Here is a 16412-nt window from a genome sequence, read left to right on the forward strand (position 1 = left end):
TCCGACTCGTTCCCGCAGCCCTCGCCCGAGCCGGGACGGCCCCGGCCACCCCGGATGGGGTTGTTCTCTTCGCCCACGGCGTTGCGGGCCGGGTTGCTCAACCTCTCCGGGTTCGGCGCCGGTTACGTGTACCTGCGGCGGTGGGTCCTCTTCGGGGTGGCGCTCGTCGTCACGGTGGGTCTGTTGGTCGGCGCCGCCCTGCACGGAGCCGCCGACCACCCGCTGGTCTGGGTGCCGGTCCTGCTGGTGTGGCCGATCGCCACGGGTGTGCACGGCCTGTTCGCCGGGCGCTCCCATGATGAACGTGCCGTGATCGAGGGTGAACAGCCGCCCGGGAAGCTGGCGCCCGTGCTGACCGCCGCGGGTCTGGTGCTCGCCGTGGTCGCGGGTCTGGCCGGTGTGTGGCAGGCGGGCGAGTGGCGGCTGCGGGTCGCCGACGCCGCCCACGCGCGGGGTGAGTGTGCCGAGGCCGTCGACATCTACGAGCGGGTGGAGGCCGGTTTCCAGCTGTCCATGTCGCCGTCCCTGATGGATCGCGCGCGTTCGGGCGCCGAGGCGTGCGGCCTCCTCACCCGCGCCCAGGACGAGGTGGCGGCGGAGGAGTACGACCGGGCGGTGGGCACCTACGGCGAGTACTTCGCGCACCCGGCCTCCCGGTGGGAGGACACCGACGTCCTGATGGAGCTGTACGAGCTGGGCACCTCCGACTACGCCGAGGAGCGCTGGTGCGACGCGTTCGACCAGATCGGGGTGTTCGCCGACCTCGACTGGTCCCTCGCGCCCGCCGTCGCCGAGCGGATCGACGCCGAGGCCCCCGAGGCCGCGCGCCGGTGCGGGTGGGCCGAGGTCGACGGCGGGGACGTCTTCCTGGCCGAGGACATGCTCGACGTCCTCACCGACGAGTACCCGGACCACGAGACCGAGGACGTCGAGGAACTCTCCGAGGCCGTCGGGGCGGGTCTGATCGGCGCCCGGATGGACATGGCGACCTCCAGCGGCGAGAACGAACTGACCATCTCCGCCACCGGTGGCGCCGACGGCGGTCGGGCGGTCCTGGAATTCACCAACGGCAGTCCGTACCGCATGGAGTTCCTCTACGTGGGAACGAACGGCGCCCACGGAGAGGTCGTCACGGACGGATGCGACCACTGCGAGGAGTACGACTCCAGTCCGGCCGCAGGCACGTGCAGCCAGCGTGGCGGCGAGGTCATGCGACTGGAGTTGGAGCCGGGTGAGTACCGCATGCTGCTCACCTTCGACACGGCGTCCACGCGGCCGCTGCACGGGACGGTGGACCTCGCCGGCGGCGCCCGGTATGACAGCTGCTTCTTCCTCGTGAGCTTGTGACCGTCACGGCCCCGCCCGTACCGGGTGTCCGTCCGGGACGGTGTCGCGGCCGTGGCTCCCGGGGCGCGGGCCCACCCCGGGGTCCCGGGGACGGACCGCGGTGCGTACTGTGTGCAGTGGAGCACGCGCACCTGGAACGGGGGTCACGGCATGGGAGGGCGCACGTCCTGTTCGCTCCGACTGGCGTGGGACGACGGACTCACCGCCTACGACTTCGGACCGCAGCATCCGATGGCGCCGGTCCGCGTCGAGCTGACCATGGCGCTCAGCCGTGAGCTGGGGGTCCTGGACGCTCCCGGCGTGCGCCTCCTGGACGTGGAGCCCGCCTCCGACGAACTCCTGTCCCTGGTGCACGACCCGGCCTACGTCCAGGCGGTGAAGCGGGCCGGGAAGACCCTGGAACCCGACGACGCCCACATGCTCGGGACCCCCGACAACCCGGTCTTCCCCGACATGCACGACGCCGCCGCGCTCATCTCCGGCGCGTCCGTCGCCGCCGCGCGGGCGGTGTGGACCGGGGAGACCGCGCACGCCGCCAACATCGCGGGCGGCCTCCACCACGCCATGCGCGGCCACGCCTGGGGTTTTTGCGTGTACAACGACCCGGCGCTGGCGATCGCCTGGATGCTGGAGCAGGGGGCGAAGCGCATCGCCTACGTCGACGTCGACGTCCACCACGGCGACGGCGTGCAGCGGGCCTTCTACGACGACCCCCGCGTCCTCACCATCAGCCTCCACGAGTCGCCGACCACGCTCTTCCCCGGCACGGGCCAGGCCGCCGAGACGGGCGGGCCGAACGCCGAGGGCTACGCGGTCAACGTCGCCCTCCCGGCGGGCACGGGCGACTCCGGCTGGCACCGCGCCTTCGACGCGGTCGTGCCCCCGCTGCTGCACGAGTTCCAGCCCGAGGTCCTCGTCACCCAGCAGGGCTGCGACACCCACGCCCTGGACCCCCTGGCCAACCTCACACTCAGCCTCGACGGACAGCGCCGCGCCTACGCCGAGCTGCACAAGCTCGCCCAGAAGACCGCCGGCGGCCGGTGGCTGCTCTTCGGCGGCGGCGGGTACGGCCTGGTGCACGTCGTGCCGCGCGCCTGGACCCACCTGCTGGCCGAGGCCGCCGGGACGCCGGTCGACCCCGACACCGAGACGCCGCTGGCCTGGCGCGATTTCGTGCGGCGGCGGACGGGGGAGCAGGCCCCGCTGTACATGACGGACGGGCGCGAGGTGGACTTCGCCCGGTTCGAGGACGGGTACGACCCCGGGGACCCGGTCGACCGGGCGATCAACGCCACGCGCACCGCCGTTTTCCCGAGCCACGGAATCGACCCCAGTCTCTGACCTCCCCGGACTCTTCGGGCGTTTCTCCGCGAGCACGTGCGGGTGTACGTACACGGTGGAAATCACCAGGTTTGGGCGTGGCGCGCGTTCAGTGGGTAGGAAGAGGTTGAATACCGGGCGAACGGGAGCAGGCGTCGTGGTGGCCGCACAGTGTGGCGCGTGCTCGCCGCGCATTCGAGGAAGGGGAACGCCGGTGACGCCGCCGACACGCGCTGAACTCATCACGTATCTGGTTCGCAAGGGAATCGCCGGACACGTCGACACCCCGCGTCAGAACAACCTTCGGCACTACCGGCGGCTCGTGGACGGCGACCCCTACCACCGGTTCGGCCTGACCTTCTCCCACGACTGGACCTACTCCGAAGTCCTCGCGCTCATGAGCAAGCGGTGCGGCGTGGTCGGCGACGAGGAGTACGCGTGGGGCATCGACACCATCGACCCGGACCTGACCGTCGACGCGCTGGAGGGGGTCGCCGACCGCCTCGCCCTGGCCGTCGAACGCCGGGAACCGGTCATGTTCGCCACCGGACACCCCCTCAAACTGCGTGAGATGTACGCCGCGTGGAAGACCGCGCTGGCCGAACGCGGGTGCCCGGTCGTGACCGCGGCGGACGGGTACACCTACGAGGTGCCGGCGGAACGCCCCCCGAGCCGCCGGATCGTGGTGTGGAAGGACGATGTCGCGATCGTCACGGACGGCCAACACCCCCGTCACAGCCACCACCCCTTCGCCATGCGCGCCATCCTCGGGGACCTGGCGAACCGGGGGGAGGCGTGGCCGCAGTTGGTCATCGCCGACCACGGTTTCGCGGGTGCGGCGGGTGAGGCGGGGGTGCCCACGATGGGCTTCGCCGACAGCAACGACCCCGCTCTGTTCCTCGCGGAGCACGAGGGAAAACTACTGGTCACCGTGCCTTTGGACGACGGATATCCGCCCGAGGACTACGCGCCTCTGCGCGATTACGTTCTCGCGCGCGCGGGACTCATGTGATCAGGGTCGACCATTTATACCCACCGCTAAACCTCTTTGGGGGAGCCGGGAAGGTATGTCGCCGAAGACAGGACAAACGCCCTTTCGCTTCGGCGAACTCCGCCCTACTCTGAAAACGGACGTGTCAGTAGTGACGGTATGACACACCGGCGTGGCGGTGGGACGGGCGCATACCGGGGTCGCCCCTCCGCGGGCCACCACGCCGGGCGAACGGTAGACAATGCTCACGTCCGGGAATGAGGGCGTCGGAAGATGAACGGGAGCAAGCCACCTCTCGACGAGGTCAGGTTTTTGACCGTGGCGGAGGTCGCCACGATCATGCGTGTGTCCAAGATGACCGTTTACCGAATGGTGCACTCGGGGGTTCTCCCCGCGATTCGCGTGGGACGTTCCTACCGGGTCCCCGAGCGCGCCGTGCACGACTATCTCCGCGAGGCCTTCGTCGAGGCCGGTTGACGGCGGAGCGGCCGACCGGGGCGGGGCCTGCGCCCGCCCCCGGTCCGCTGACCGGGTGACCGCCGGAAGGGGCGGTGCGTCCCCCGACGCCGACCCTTCCGGGTCCCTCTCCTGCGCTGGGTGAACGCCGGTTCGGCCGGGGCGCCGAGGTGGGGTGCGGGGTAGCTACTACACTTTGTCGTTGTTGTAGTCCGCCCTGCTCAGCCCCCTTCGTGAGGACCCTCGATGCCCAGTGCCAGAACCGGCGCGCGGCCGCGCGTGCCCCGCCTCGCCGTGACCGCGATCGCCGTCGCGCTCGTCCTCACCGGCTGCGCCGGGGGAACCGAGATCCAGAACACCGACGACGCGCGCTTCATCTCCGGCGACGGCAGCGCCACCGTGTTCGAGCCGGGGGAGCGGCTGGAGGCGCCCGACGTCACGGGCACCACCCTGGACGGCGCGGAGATCTCGCTGGGCGACTACGAGGGCGGCATCCTCGTCCTCAACGTGTGGGCCAGCTGGTGCGGCCCCTGCCGGGCCGAGCAACCCGTCCTCGACGAGGTGCACACCGAGTACGCCGACCTGGGCGTGGACTTCCTCGGTGTCAACATGAAGGACGACGACACCGCCGCCCAGGCCTACGCCTCCGCGCAGGAGATCCCCTACCCCAGCCTGTTCGACCCGCCCGGCGAGGTCCCGCAGGCGTTCCGGGACACCGTCCCGCCCCGGTCCATCCCCACCACCATCATCATCGACCCCGACGGCCGCATCGCCGCCCGTGTCATCGGCCCCACCACCTACGGGCAGCTGACCGAACTGCTCAACCCGGTGGTGGTCGAGTTCGACCTCGGTGACCCCGAGCAGCGTCCGCGCGTCGCCGAACAGGAGGCGGCCGAGGCCGAGGCGACGGACGGCGGGAGCGCGCCGTCGGACACCGACGCGGAGCCCTCCGAGGACGCGACCGCCGAGGCGACGGACTCCGGCGACGGGGCCGGGGACGGCTCCGACGGGGGGAGCGACTGATGGACGCGATCGGCGCCACCGTCCTCAGCGGATCCCTGCTCCTGGCCGCGCCCCTGGCCCTGGCCGCCGGGCTCGTCTCCTTCCTCTCGCCGTGCGTCCTGCCCCTGGTCCCTGGCTACCTGTCCTACGTCACGGGCATGAGCGGCGCCGCCGTGCGCGAGCGGCGGACCGCGTCCGGCGGCGGAGCGGCCACGGCCACCGACGTCGACACCGAGCTGGTCGCGCGCCGTTGGACGATGGTCACGGGCAGCGCCCTGTTCATCGCCGGGTTCACGCTGGTGTTCGTGGCGGTCGGCGGGTTCGTCGGGTGGCTGGGTGACGCCCTCCTGGAGTACACCGACACCATCACCTGGGTCCTGGGCGCGTTCACCATCGTCCTCGGTCTGGCCTTCATGGGCCTCGTCCCGGGGCTCGGCCGCGAGTTCCGGTTCCACCGCCTGCCCCGCGCGGGCCTGGCCGGGGCCCCGCTGCTCGGGGTGCTGTTCGGGCTCGGCTGGACGCCGTGCATCGGACCGACGCTGGCCGCGGTGCAGTCGCTGGCCTTCGTCGAGGGCGGCGCGGGGCGCGGCATGCTCCTCTCCCTGCTCTACTGCGTCGGGTTGGGGCTGCCGTTCATCCTGGCCGCACTGCTCTACCGCAAGGCGCTGGGCGTGTTCGCCCGGCTCACCCGCCACACCCGGGCGGTCACCGTGATCGGGGGTGTCATGCTCGTCCTGGTCGGCCTGGCGATGGTCACCGGCCTCTGGAGCGAGCTGACCACCACCATGCAGGGGTGGACCGCCGGATACCAGACGGTGATCTGATGACCGAGACCGAGACACCGCCCTCGGCGTCCGCTGCCGAGACCGCCCCCGCCCAGCCGAGGGGCATCGGCGTCGTCGGGTGGCTGCGTTGGACCTGGCGGACCCTGACCTCGATGCGCACCGCGCTGATCCTGCTGTTCCTGCTGGCGGTCGGCGCCATCCCCGGCTCGATCCTGCCGCAGAACGTGGTCAGCGTCGACGAGGTCAACACCTACTTCCGGGAACACCCCGACCTGGCCCCGTGGCTGGACCGGTTCTACCTGTTCGACGTCTTCTCCTCGCCCTGGTACGCGGCGATCTACCTGCTGCTGTTCGTCTCCCTGGCGGGCTGCGTCCTGCCGCGCGCCGTCGCGCACGCCCGGGCGCTGTGGGCCCGCCCGGTGCGCACCCCGCGCCACCTCGGCCGGATGCCGTACGCGGCGCGGTTCTCCACGGACGCGAGCCCGGACACCGTCCTGGAACAGGCGCGAAGGGTACTGCGCGGCTACCGCGTCGAGCGGTACGGCGACTCCCTCTCCAGCGAGACCGGCTACCTGCGCGAGGCCGGGAACGTGCTGTTCCACCTGGCGCTGCTGGGGCTCCTGCTGGCGCTGGCCGCGGGCGCGTTCTTCGGCTACCGGGGCAACATGCTCATGGTCGAGGGGACCGGTTTCGCCAACACGCTGCCCTCCTACGACGCCATCTATCCGGGTCACTGGACCGACACCGACAATCTCCAGCCCTTCACGCTCGAACTCGACGACTTCGAGGCGACCTTCATCGAGGAGGGCGATCTGCGTGGGCAGGCCGCCTCCTACGTGGCGGACATGACCTACCGGGAGTCGCCCGACGCCGGGGAGGGGCGGCACCGGCTGGAGGTCAACCACCCGCTGACCGTCGACGGCGTGCAGGTCTACCTGCTCGGCCACGGGTACGCGCCGGAGTTCGTGGTCCGCAACGCCGACGGCGAGGTGGTCTTCGACCAGGCGGTGCCGTTCCTGTTCCGCGAGACCGCCACCTTCACCTCCGACGGTGTGATCAAGGTTCCCGACACCGGCGGCGAACAGCTGGGCTTCGTCGGCGTCTTCCTGCCGACGGCCGCCGAGACCGAGAGCGGGGAGCTGGTCTCCACCTTCCCCGGGGCGGAGAACCCGCGGGTGACCCTGGAGGGTTACCGGGGTGACCTGGGGCTGATCGAACCGCAGTCGGTCTACCGGCTGAGCACCGAGGGGATGGAGGAGCTCGGCTCCTCACCCGTGATGGAGGTCGGCGACACCTGGGAGCTCCCGGACGGGGCCGGTTCCATCACCTTCACCGGTGTCCGCGATTACGTCAGCCTCCAGACCAACCGCGACGCCGCCCGGCCCTTCGCGTTGGGGGCGGCCGCGACGGCGGTCGCCGGACTGCTCGTCACCCTGTTCGTCCGTCCGCGCCGCGTGTGGGTGCGCGCCACGGAGGACGGAGACGGCCGCACCACCGTCGAGGTGGCCGGGCTCGGCAAGACCGAGGCGGCCGGGGACAACGCCGAGTTCCACGAACTCACCACCAGGCTCGCCGACCGGCTCCGCGACGGGCCGGCCGGGACGGTACCGCCCAACACACCATCCGATCCAGTCGACGAACGGAGTGACCGGTGACGTTTGCCGGAGTGTCGAACGAGGCGATGGCGTCAGCCAGCGACACGCTGATCATCGGGATGATCCTCGCGTACGCGGCAGCGCTGTTCCTCTTCGCGATCGAGGCCGCCTACGGGCGCCGCACCAAGTTGAGGGCCGGGCGGCTCATGCCGGTCGCCGCCGGGGCCACGGCGGACTCCGGCCGGGCCGACGACGGCATCGAGGTCAGCGTCCGCACGCGGGAGGGGGAGGCGCGGGCCTCCCAGAGCGTCCTCGGCCGGATCGCCCTGGGGGTGACGGCGCTGGGATTCGTGATGAGCGTCGCCCAGGTGGTCACGCGCGGTCTGGCCGCGGATCGGTGGCCGTGGGGCAACATGTTCGAGTTCGTCGTCGCCCTGTGCCTGGTGGCCGTCGCCGGACTGCTGTTCGCCTCCTTCCGCTACCAGGCGCGGTTCCTGGGGGCGTTCGTCCTCGTTCCGGTGCTGGTGCTGCTGGGGATCGGTGTGCGGTGGCTGTACGTGGACCCGGGGCCGCTCATCCCGGCGCTCCACTCGTACTGGGTGCCGATCCACATCACCGCGCTGATCATCGCGGGCGGTTCGTTCATGGTCTCCGGCGTCGCGGGCGTCACCTACCTGGTGTCCGACCGGGCCGAGACGCGGCGGGCGCGCGGGGAGGAGGTCACGGGCGTGGCCGGCCGGCTGCCCAGCCCGGAGCTGCTCGACCGTCTGTCGCACCGGTTCATCCTGTTCGCGTTCCCGCTGTGGACCTTCGGCATCATCGCGGGCGCGATCTGGGCGGACGAGGCGTGGGGCCGCTTCTGGGGCTGGGATCCCAAGGAGGTGTGGTCGTTCATCTCATGGGTGATCTACGCGGCCTACCTGCACGCCCGGGCCACCGGTGGCTGGCGCGGCCGGAAGGCGACCTGGATCAACGTGCTCGGCTTCGCGACCGTGCTGTTCAACTTCTTCGCGGTGAACTACGTGTTCAGCGGTCTGCACTCCTACGCCTGACCGGCCGCGGGAGCCGGGAACGACGGTGGGGCCGCACCCCTCGCGGGTGCGGCCCCACCGTCGTGTGAAGCGTGCGGTCGTTCACTCGTCCGGATCGATGCGGCGGTTGAGCCGTCGCAGGAACTCGGGGTCGTCGTCGGGCCCGAGCGGGTGCGGGCTGTCGGAGGGCTTGGCGAAGTCGGACGGGTCGAGGTCGTCGGCGGCGGACCCGGCCTGGGCCGGAGAGGGCGCGCCGCCGTGCGCCGGGGCCGACTGGCGAGGTCGCCCCAGGAAGAGCCACAGGATCGCGCCAACGGGCATGAACACCGCGATGACGACCAGCCACAGGAACTTCGGCAGGCTACGCACATCCTGGGCCGACGTGGTGAGCGCGTCGCAGAACGCGTACACCCACAGAACGATCGTCGCGAGAGTGATCAGGCCACCGAGCCACACCATGCTTCCAGCCTACTCTTGCTGTCGACTCCTCACATCTGGACACCGACACCGAATGCGGGGGTCCGTACGGGGGTGCTGCGGACCGTGGAGGTGAGCGGCGCGTCCCCGCCCTCGGAAGGCGGGCCCCTCAGCGTGTGCTCTCGCTCGGCTCGCCGAGCAGGAGCGCGCGTACCTCGGATTCCCGGAACCGGCGGTGGCCGCCCGGGGTGCGGATGCTGCTGATCCGCCCGGAGGCGGCCCAGCGGGTGACGGTCTTGGGATCAACCCGGAAGAGTGAGGCCACTTCCCCGGGGGTCAACAGGCGTTCGCTTGCTCGTTCCACCTTCACATTCCCCCAATCGTGCCCGCCTCGGACTGCGGGGGCGGCGGGCGTTTGATCCCCTAGTGTGCACGAGTTGGTCCGTTTCCTCCCTAGTTTTCGGAGAAATTGCGTTGTTGGGGGGAGGAGTACGGGATATGTGACCGGAACGTGATGTTCGGTCCTTGCTGTCGGGATTGGAAACATCCCATGACCATCCGGGCTGACGGCAGGACCGTCCCGGCCACCCCTGAGAGACGACACACGCAGCCCTGGTGCGGGCCTCCTGGTGCACGCCCTTAACCTGGAGGTCAGGGCTTCTGGGGCGTCACCCGGTCGGCACACGTGCGGGCGGTACGACCGCCCGGAACGCCCCCGGCCCGTCGGGGGCCGGGCGCAATCGCGCGCTGATGGGTGTTGCGACCAATCTAGTCCAGGTAATCGTCTGTTGTGAGGCTTTTCCATGCGTAGCTGGCTGACCTATACCGCTGCCCGCCTCGGGTTGTTCGCTGCGGCCTTCGGGATCGTCTATCTGTTCGGGGCGCGGTCGTGGATCGCGCTGGTGCTCGCCTGGCTCATCAGCGGCCTCGCCTCCTACGTCCTGCTGTCGAAGCTGCGCGACCGGATGTCCGCCGCCACGGTCGAGCGCCTGGACAGGCGTCGCTCCCCGGGGGTGGGCGAGCGGCTGTCGTCCGGCGCCGCGCGGGAGGACGGCGCCGAGGGCGAGACCGGGGCGGCCCCCGCCGAGGGGGGCGGGGAAGGCCAGGCGCGCGCGTCGGCCGGGGACGCCTGATTCCGGAGCCTCCCCGGCCGTCCGTCCGCGCGCGGCCGCCTCAGGCGGGCGGGAACAGGCCGAGGCGGGCGCGGTACTCGCCCCCCAGCCGCTCGGTGTCGCTGCCCACGTAGAGACCGTCCGGGGTGGCGTGCAGGGCCTCCACGCCGTGGCCCCGGTCACGGCCGGGGTTCCAGGGCAGCGCGCGGCCGGTCTCCGGGTCGATCGCGCCGATCCCCTCGCGCTCGACCGAACCGGGGCCGGCGTTGTGCGCGCCCTGCTCGTTGTCCATCCAGCGCTGGTGCCCGCCGACGTAGACCGCCGCGTCCGTGACCTCCACCGAGTAGAGCGCGTCGCCGCCGGTCTTGTTGAACCAGGTGGGGGTGGCGTCCGGGGTGTCGGTGACCTCGAAGCGGACGGCGGCCTTGCACAGTCCGGGCTTGATCCTGGGGCCGCCGGCGGTCACGACGGCGAAGTAGGAGCCGTCGGGGGAGAAGGACATCTGCCGCATGTACGTGTGCATGCGGGAGTAGTCGCAGTCGGGTTCGAAGGCCGAGGTGGACCACGGGGTCAGGGCGCCGCTCGCGGTGTCGATCATGGCGATCTGGTGGCGCTCCTCACCGTCGACCCTCGTGAAGGTGCCGTTGATGAGCAGCCGCCCGCCGTCGGGGCTCAGGGCGAGTTCCCCGAGGCGGATGCCGCCGCGCCGGGGTTCGGAGATCCGGGGCGCGAAGTCGGGGTCGAGCGTTCCGGTGCGGGCGTCGATCCGGGCCAGACCCACGCGCTCCGTACCGTTCAGGCCGTCGAAGTCCCCGGCGACGTAGACGTCCGTACCGTCCGTGGCGAGGCGGTTGACCGCCCCGTCGTCGAGTCGGGCGGTGAAGTCGGCGACGGTGGCGCCGTCGCCGAGCGCGATCCTGGCCAGACCCCGCCTCCACTGGCCGTTGACGGCGCTGAAGTCCCCGCCGATGATCACGGAGCCGTCGGGGCCCTCGACCACCGAGTTGACGGACCCGGGCACGTCGGGGGCGAAGGACTCGATGACGCGGCCGGTGCCGTGCTCGAAGGCGAACAGGTTGCGCCGGTCGTGGGTGGTGCCGTGGTCGCTGTCGGCGACGCGGTCGAAGTCCCCGGCCACCACGACGACGTCACCGACACGCAGGATGTCCTTGATCCGCCCGTTCAGGACGTGCGGGGTCCAGGGGGCGGGCCGCTCGCTGACGATCCCCTCGGTGGCGGCCGAGGCGGCCGGTGCCGACACGGCGGCCCCGGCGGGGAACAGGAGCAGCGCGCTCATCGCCAGCGCGGTGAATCGGGTGGGCTTCACGGAGGACTCTCCTCGGTCGTGGATGGCGGCCGGGGCCGGTGGCACGGAAATGGGCGCAACCACATTGTGGCAAATAGTAGTCCCCAAATCACACATGGTGATGTCAATGGTGTCGTGTGTGCCCGGGTTCCTCCGGATGCGATCGGTGTCCGACTCGGGCGTTCAGTCGCGGCGGGAGAAGGCCCCCGCGCGGAAGTTGCGCGGTGGGGTCGCGTCCGCGTCCTGGCCCGGCTCGGCCCGCTGCGCCGCCGTGATGGCCTGACCCAGGCGGTTGAGGGACGATTCCAGGGCGGCCAGGTCCGCCCTGACGCGTCGGTGCATCGACTCGGAGGCGCGGACGAGCCGCGGATGGACGCCGGTCCGGACCTCCGGTTCCCCGGCGGTCCGCGGGCCGGCGTGCTCGGCGGCGGCCTCCTGCTCGGACTCGGGGAGCATGGCCTGCTCCTCGCCCGGTTCCACGACGTCGAACTTCACGTCTGCTCCGTCTCCCTCCGCGCGTCGGGGTGCGGTCTCCCACGACTGGGACGGCCGGCGCGCGCGTTCGGTTCACCGTCCGCCCGACGCCTCGGGCGCGAACGCGACCGCTCCCGCCCCGGGCGCCGGGGATGGGCGGGCGAGGCGTCGGGGCGGATCCGGGGGAGGGGCCCGGTGACCGGGGCGGCCCCCTTAGGCTGGTCCCATGACCCGCGCCAAGCTCGACAAGAAGCCCCAGGACGTCGCGGCGATGTTCGACGGCATCGCCTCCAGGTACGACCTCGTCAACGACGTCATCTCCCTCGGCCAGGACCGCGTCTGGCGGCGCGCCGCGGTGAACGCCGTGGACGCCCACAGCGGTGAACTGGTCCTGGATCTGGCCGCGGGCACCGGTACCTCCTCGGAGTCCTTCGTGCGCAAGGGCGCCCGGGTCATCGCCTGCGACTTCTCCCTGGGGATGCTGCGCGCGGGGGTCGAGCGGCGCGGCGGCGCCTCGCGCGGCGGGGTCACGTTCGTGGCGGGCGACGCCCTGCGGTTGCCGTTCGCGGACGAGACCTTCGACGCGGTGACCATCTCCTTCGGACTGCGCAACGTCAACGACGTCGACCAGGCCCTGCGGGAGCTCCTGCGGGTGACCAAGGTCGGCGGGCGACTGGTGATCTGCGAGTTCAGCCACATCCCGGTCGAGGTCGTGGACCGGATCTACGCCACCTATCTCATGGCGGCGCTGCCGAGGATCGCCGGCGCCGTCTCCGGCCGCAGCGATGCCTACGACTACCTGTCGGAGTCGATCATGGCGTGGCCGACCCAGCCCGAGCTGGCGCGCACCCTACAGGCCGCGGGCTGGTCGCGGGTCGCCTGGCGCAACCTGACGCTCGGGACGGTCGCCCTGCACCGGGGCTTCCGGGAGAAGTAAAATCCGACATTAGTAACTCTTGACCACATAGGTAACACATAACTCGATAACTCTCGAACCCTGAGGAACCTCCTGTTCCTCGGGGTTTTCTCGTGTGGCTGGATGGGCTCGTGTGGTGTCGGAAACCGCACCTGAGCTGCGCATCTGTCAGAGAGTGGCGGTTTTCTGGGGCTGCTGCAACTGTCTGTCGCTGTATGTCCCTTTTGTTGCCGAGAGGTTCCCAATACCCCCTCGGGGGTCGCCTATCGGCCCCCGGAGGGTCTAGACTGCGGAAAAGTGTCCTTGTGAAGCACTTCACAAGGGCGCGAGGTGTATCCCACAAGCCACAAACCGGACATCCCGGCAGGCCGGGCCACCTCACAACAGACCCCGTGAGCGGGTCGGACCCCGCACAGGCCCGCCACGGTGCACCGCGCGAGTAGTCGAGGACCCACCGTGAGCGAGACAGCCACCTCCTCCCCCAGACGCCGGGAGCGGATCGAGTACGACGCCGACGTGATCGTCGTCGGCGCCGGACCCGCGGGCTCCACCACCGCGTACTACCTGGCCCAGTCAGGGTTGGACGTCCTCCTGCTGGAGAAGACCTCCTTCCCCCGGGAGAAGGTCTGCGGGGACGGGCTCACCCCGCGCGCGGTCAAGCAGCTCACCGCGATGGGGATCACCTTCGAGGACGAGGGCTGGATCAGGAACCACGGCCTGCGCATCATCGGCGCCGGGGTCCGCCTCGACCTCCCCTGGCCCGACCTCGCCGCCTACCCGGGTTTCGGACTCGTCCGCACCCGCTTCGACTTCGACCAGATCCTGGTCAACCGCGCGGTCGCCGCCGGGGCCAAACTCCTGGAGCGCACCACCGTCACCGGGCCGCTCACGGACGAGCGCAGCAACCGCATCGTGGGCGTGCACGCCAAGGACGCCGACCGCGAACCCGTCACGTTCCGAGCCCCGCTCGTCGTCGCCGCCGACGGCAACTCCTCCCGGCTCTCCGTGGCCATGGGCATCCGCAAACGCGACGACCGCCCCATGGGCGTGGCCGTGCGCACCTACTTCGAGAGCCCTCGCCACGACGACGACTACCTGGAGTCCTGGCTGGAGCTGTGGGACCGCACCGGGGACCGCGACGTCCTCCTGCCCGGGTACGGATGGGTCTTCGGGGTCGGCGACGGCACCTGCAACGTCGGTCTCGGCATCCTCAACTCCACCTCCTCCTTCCAGGACGTCGACTACCGCAGGCTGCTGCGCCGGTGGACCGAGAGCATGCCCGGGGACTGGGGGTTCACCGAGGACAACCAGAAGGGCGCCATCCGCGGCGCCGCGCTCCCGATGGGTTTCAACCGGGTGCCCCACTACTCCCGCGGCCTCATGCTCGTCGGCGACGCGGGCGGCATGGTCAACCCCTTCAACGGTGAGGGCATCGCCTACGCGATGGAGGCCGGGAACATCGCCGCGGACGTGATCACGCAGGCGCACGGCCGCCCCACGCAGCAGACCCGCGAACGGGCCCTCCTGCGCTACCCCGACGTGCTCGCCGACACCTACGGCGGCTACTACACGCTCGGGCGCTACTTCGTGCGGATGCTCGGCCAGCCCGAGTTCATGAAGTACGCGACCCGCTACGGCCTGCGTCAGCGCACCCTCATGAAGTTCGCGCTGAAGATGCTCGCCAACCTCACCGAACCCACCCAGGGGGACGCCATGGACCGGGTCATCAACGGTCTGTCGCGCATCGCGCCCGCCGCCTAGCGCCGGGGCCGCGAGCCGCACACGAACCAGTCCCCCCGTCCGCGCGCGGGGGGAATCCCGGGACGAAGGATGAGCCCTCGCTAGTGAAAGCAATCACAAGCATGTTCCACGACCTCCCCGACCAGCCAGAAGGAGGGTGACCGATGGAGCTCTACGCACCGATCTTCGTGCTCGGCGGGATCGGCGCCGCGTTCGTCGTGGTGTCAATGGTGGCGGGGGCGGTCTTGGGCCCCAAACGCTACAACCGAGCCAAGATGCAGGCCTACGAGTGCGGCATCGAACCCACCCCGCAGCCCGCGGGCGGCGGACGCTTCACCGTCAAGTACTACATGACGGCCATGATGTTCATCGTCTTCGACATCGAGATCATCTTCCTCATCCCGTGGGCCGTGCACTTCGACGCCCTGGGCTGGTTCGGACTGGTCGCGATCGTCCTCTTCCTGGTGAACGTCTCCATCGCCTACGCCTACGAGTGGCGCCGCGGGGGCCTCGAATGGGACTGACCCCGACGACGGCACGCCCGCCCCGCACCCGGCCAACCCATAGTCCCGAGGAGGTCCGTCACTGATGGGACTCGAGGAGAAACTGCCGAGCGGCATCGCGCTCACCACGGTCGAACAGATCGTCGGCCTGGCCCGCAAGAGCTCGATGTGGCCCGCCACGTTCGGACTCGCCTGCTGTGCCATCGAGATGATGTCCGTCGGCGGCCCCCACTACGACCTCGCCCGCTTCGGCATGGAGAAGTTCGGCGCCACACCCCGCCAGGCCGACCTGATGATCGTCGCCGGCCGGGTCAGCCAGAAGATGGCGCCCGTCCTGCGCCAGATCTACGACCAGATGCCCGAACCCAAGTGGGTCATCGCGATGGGCGTGTGCGCCTCCAGCGGCGGCATGTTCAACAACTACGCGATCGTCCAGGGTGTGGACCACATCGTCCCGGTCGACATCTACCTGCCGGGCTGTCCGCCCCGGCCGGAGATGCTCCTGGACGCCGTGCTCAAGCTGCACGACAAGGTGCAGAACACCAAGCTCGGCGCCCACCGGGAGCAGGAGATCACCGAGACCGAGGAGCGGATGCTGCGCCGTTCGCTGCCGTTGGTGAGCAAGGACTGAGGATGAGCACCGAGAACGAGGCCAACCACAACGGCGACGGAGCGGAGGCCCCGGAGAACCTCCCCGACCGCCGGGGCAGCGAGCGCCTGGCCGCGCCCGTCGTCCGCACCGGCATGTTCGGCACCACCACCACCGGGGACACCTCCGGCTACGGCGGCCTGCGGGTGCGGGGGAGCGCTCCCGCCGCCAGCTCCCGGCCGTTCACCGACCCGGAGGACCCGCGCACCGCCGACTTCGACCGGGTCGCCGACGACCTGGAGGCGGCCCTGGGCGAGGGGGCGGGGGCCGTGGAGCGGATCGTCGTCGACCGCGGCGAGATCACCTTCCACGTGCGCCGCGACGCCCTGGTCGAGGTCGCCCGGGCCCTGCGCGACGACCCCGCACTGCGCTACGAGCTCTGCACCGGCGTGTCCGGTGTGCACTTCCCCGACGACACGGACCGGGAGCTGCACGCCGTCTACCACTTCCGGTCGATCACCCACAACAGCCAGATCCGCGTCGAGACCACCTGCCCCGACGCCGACCCCCACGTCCCCTCGATCGTGTCGGTCTACCCGACCAACGACTGGCACGAGCGCGAGACCTGGGACTTCTTCGGGATCGTCTTCGACGGGCACCCCGGGCTCACCCGGATCCAGATGCCCGACGACTGGCACGGCCACCCCCAGCGCAAGGACTACCCGTTGGGCGGCATCCCGGTCGAGTACCGGGGCGCCACCGTGCCCCCGCCGGACGAGCGGAGGTCCTACAAGTGAGCCCGCGGACCACCACACCACGGTTCGGCCA

Annotated in this window: 18 protein-coding genes; 14 read left to right on the forward strand and 4 right to left on the reverse strand. The window is 70.8% G+C overall.

Features of this window, described 5'->3' with window-relative positions; translation table 11 throughout:
• Positions 1–54: 54 nt before the first annotated feature.
• From DVR05_RS09925 to ccsB, 8 genes are all read left to right on the forward strand, one after another.
• The gene (locus tag DVR05_RS09925) at positions 55–1347 is read left to right on the forward strand and encodes a DUF1109 domain-containing protein (protein ID WP_116245552.1); all 1293 of its coding nucleotides are present in this window, start codon (positions 55–57) and stop codon (positions 1345–1347) included.
• 180 nt (positions 1348–1527) lie between these two features.
• Positions 1528–2688: an acetoin utilization protein AcuC gene (locus DVR05_RS09930; RefSeq protein WP_116245625.1), complete on the forward strand. Its 1161-nt coding sequence runs from the start codon at positions 1528–1530 to the stop codon at positions 2686–2688.
• 193 nt (positions 2689–2881) lie between these two features.
• Positions 2882–3679 carry a phosphatase gene (locus DVR05_RS09935; protein ID WP_116245553.1) on the forward strand — a complete coding sequence of 266 codons (798 nt, stop codon included), beginning with the start codon at positions 2882–2884 and terminating at the stop codon, positions 3677–3679.
• 252 nt (positions 3680–3931) lie between these two features.
• Positions 3932–4135: a helix-turn-helix domain-containing protein gene (locus DVR05_RS09940; protein WP_017601078.1), complete on the forward strand. Its 204-nt coding sequence runs from the start codon at positions 3932–3934 to the stop codon at positions 4133–4135.
• Between the two features lie 225 nt (positions 4136–4360).
• Positions 4361–5137, forward strand: coding sequence for a TlpA disulfide reductase family protein (locus tag DVR05_RS09945; protein WP_232832062.1), 777 nt, complete (start codon positions 4361–4363; stop codon positions 5135–5137).
• Positions 5137–5940, forward strand: coding sequence for a cytochrome c biogenesis CcdA family protein (locus DVR05_RS09950; RefSeq protein WP_116245554.1), 804 nt, complete (start codon positions 5137–5139; stop codon positions 5938–5940). The genes DVR05_RS09945 and DVR05_RS09950 overlap by 1 nt, the downstream gene beginning before the upstream one ends.
• Positions 5940–7556: a cytochrome c biogenesis protein ResB gene (locus DVR05_RS09955; RefSeq protein ID WP_116245555.1), complete on the forward strand. Its 1617-nt coding sequence runs from the start codon at positions 5940–5942 to the stop codon at positions 7554–7556. The genes DVR05_RS09950 and DVR05_RS09955 overlap by 1 nt, the downstream gene beginning before the upstream one ends.
• 26 nt (positions 7557–7582) lie before the next feature.
• A complete protein-coding gene (gene ccsB / locus DVR05_RS09960) occupies positions 7583–8548 on the forward strand; it encodes a c-type cytochrome biogenesis protein CcsB (protein ID WP_116245627.1) in 966 nt (321 codons plus the stop codon).
• An 81-nt stretch (positions 8549–8629) separates the two neighbouring features.
• On the opposite strand, the gene DVR05_RS09965 is transcribed toward ccsB, so the two are convergent.
• Both DVR05_RS09965 and DVR05_RS09970 read right to left on the reverse strand, forming a co-directional pair.
• Entirely contained in the window at positions 8630–8986 is a 357-nt protein-coding gene (locus tag DVR05_RS09965) for a PLD nuclease N-terminal domain-containing protein (RefSeq protein ID WP_116245556.1), read from the reverse strand.
• 127 nt (positions 8987–9113) lie between these two features.
• Positions 9114–9314, reverse strand: coding sequence for a BldC family transcriptional regulator (locus DVR05_RS09970; protein ID WP_116245557.1), 201 nt, complete (start codon positions 9312–9314; stop codon positions 9114–9116).
• A 433-nt stretch (positions 9315–9747) separates the two neighbouring features.
• On the opposite strand from DVR05_RS09970, the gene DVR05_RS09975 reads away from it, so the two are divergent.
• A complete protein-coding gene (locus DVR05_RS09975; protein ID WP_116245558.1) occupies positions 9748–10077 on the forward strand; it encodes a DUF4229 domain-containing protein in 330 nt (109 codons plus the stop codon).
• A 40-nt stretch (positions 10078–10117) separates the two neighbouring features.
• On the opposite strand, the gene DVR05_RS09980 is transcribed toward DVR05_RS09975, so the two are convergent.
• Together DVR05_RS09980 and DVR05_RS09985 are read right to left on the reverse strand one after the other, a co-directional pair.
• Complete coding sequence (locus DVR05_RS09980) at positions 10118–11383, reverse strand: delta-60 repeat domain-containing protein (protein WP_116245559.1); 1266 nt, start codon at positions 11381–11383, stop codon at positions 10118–10120.
• Positions 11384–11545: 162 nt separating this feature from the next.
• Positions 11546–11857, reverse strand: coding sequence for a hypothetical protein (locus DVR05_RS09985; RefSeq protein ID WP_116245560.1), 312 nt, complete (start codon positions 11855–11857; stop codon positions 11546–11548).
• 205 nt (positions 11858–12062) lie between these two features.
• On the opposite strand from DVR05_RS09985, the gene DVR05_RS09990 reads away from it, so the two are divergent.
• From DVR05_RS09990 to DVR05_RS10010, 5 genes are all read left to right on the forward strand, one after another.
• Entirely contained in the window at positions 12063–12773 is a 711-nt protein-coding gene (locus DVR05_RS09990) for a demethylmenaquinone methyltransferase (protein WP_116245561.1), read from the forward strand.
• Positions 12774–13208: 435 nt separating this feature from the next.
• Complete coding sequence (locus DVR05_RS09995; protein ID WP_116245562.1) at positions 13209–14513, forward strand: geranylgeranyl reductase family protein; 1305 nt, start codon at positions 13209–13211, stop codon at positions 14511–14513.
• Between the two features lie 143 nt (positions 14514–14656).
• Positions 14657–15016 (forward strand): NADH-quinone oxidoreductase subunit A, encoded by a 360-nt coding sequence (locus DVR05_RS10000; RefSeq protein ID WP_116245563.1) that lies wholly within the window; start codon positions 14657–14659, stop codon positions 15014–15016.
• Between the two features lie 64 nt (positions 15017–15080).
• A complete protein-coding gene (locus DVR05_RS10005; protein ID WP_116245564.1) occupies positions 15081–15626 on the forward strand; it encodes an NADH-quinone oxidoreductase subunit B family protein in 546 nt (181 codons plus the stop codon).
• 2 nt (positions 15627–15628) lie between these two features.
• A complete protein-coding gene (locus DVR05_RS10010; RefSeq protein WP_116245565.1) occupies positions 15629–16381 on the forward strand; it encodes an NADH-quinone oxidoreductase subunit C in 753 nt (250 codons plus the stop codon).
• Positions 16382–16412: the final 31 nt, after the last annotated feature.

The sequence above is a fragment of the Nocardiopsis sp. FIRDI 009 genome (assembly GCF_003386285.1).
GTDB lineage: Bacteria > Actinomycetota > Actinomycetes > Streptosporangiales > Streptosporangiaceae > Nocardiopsis.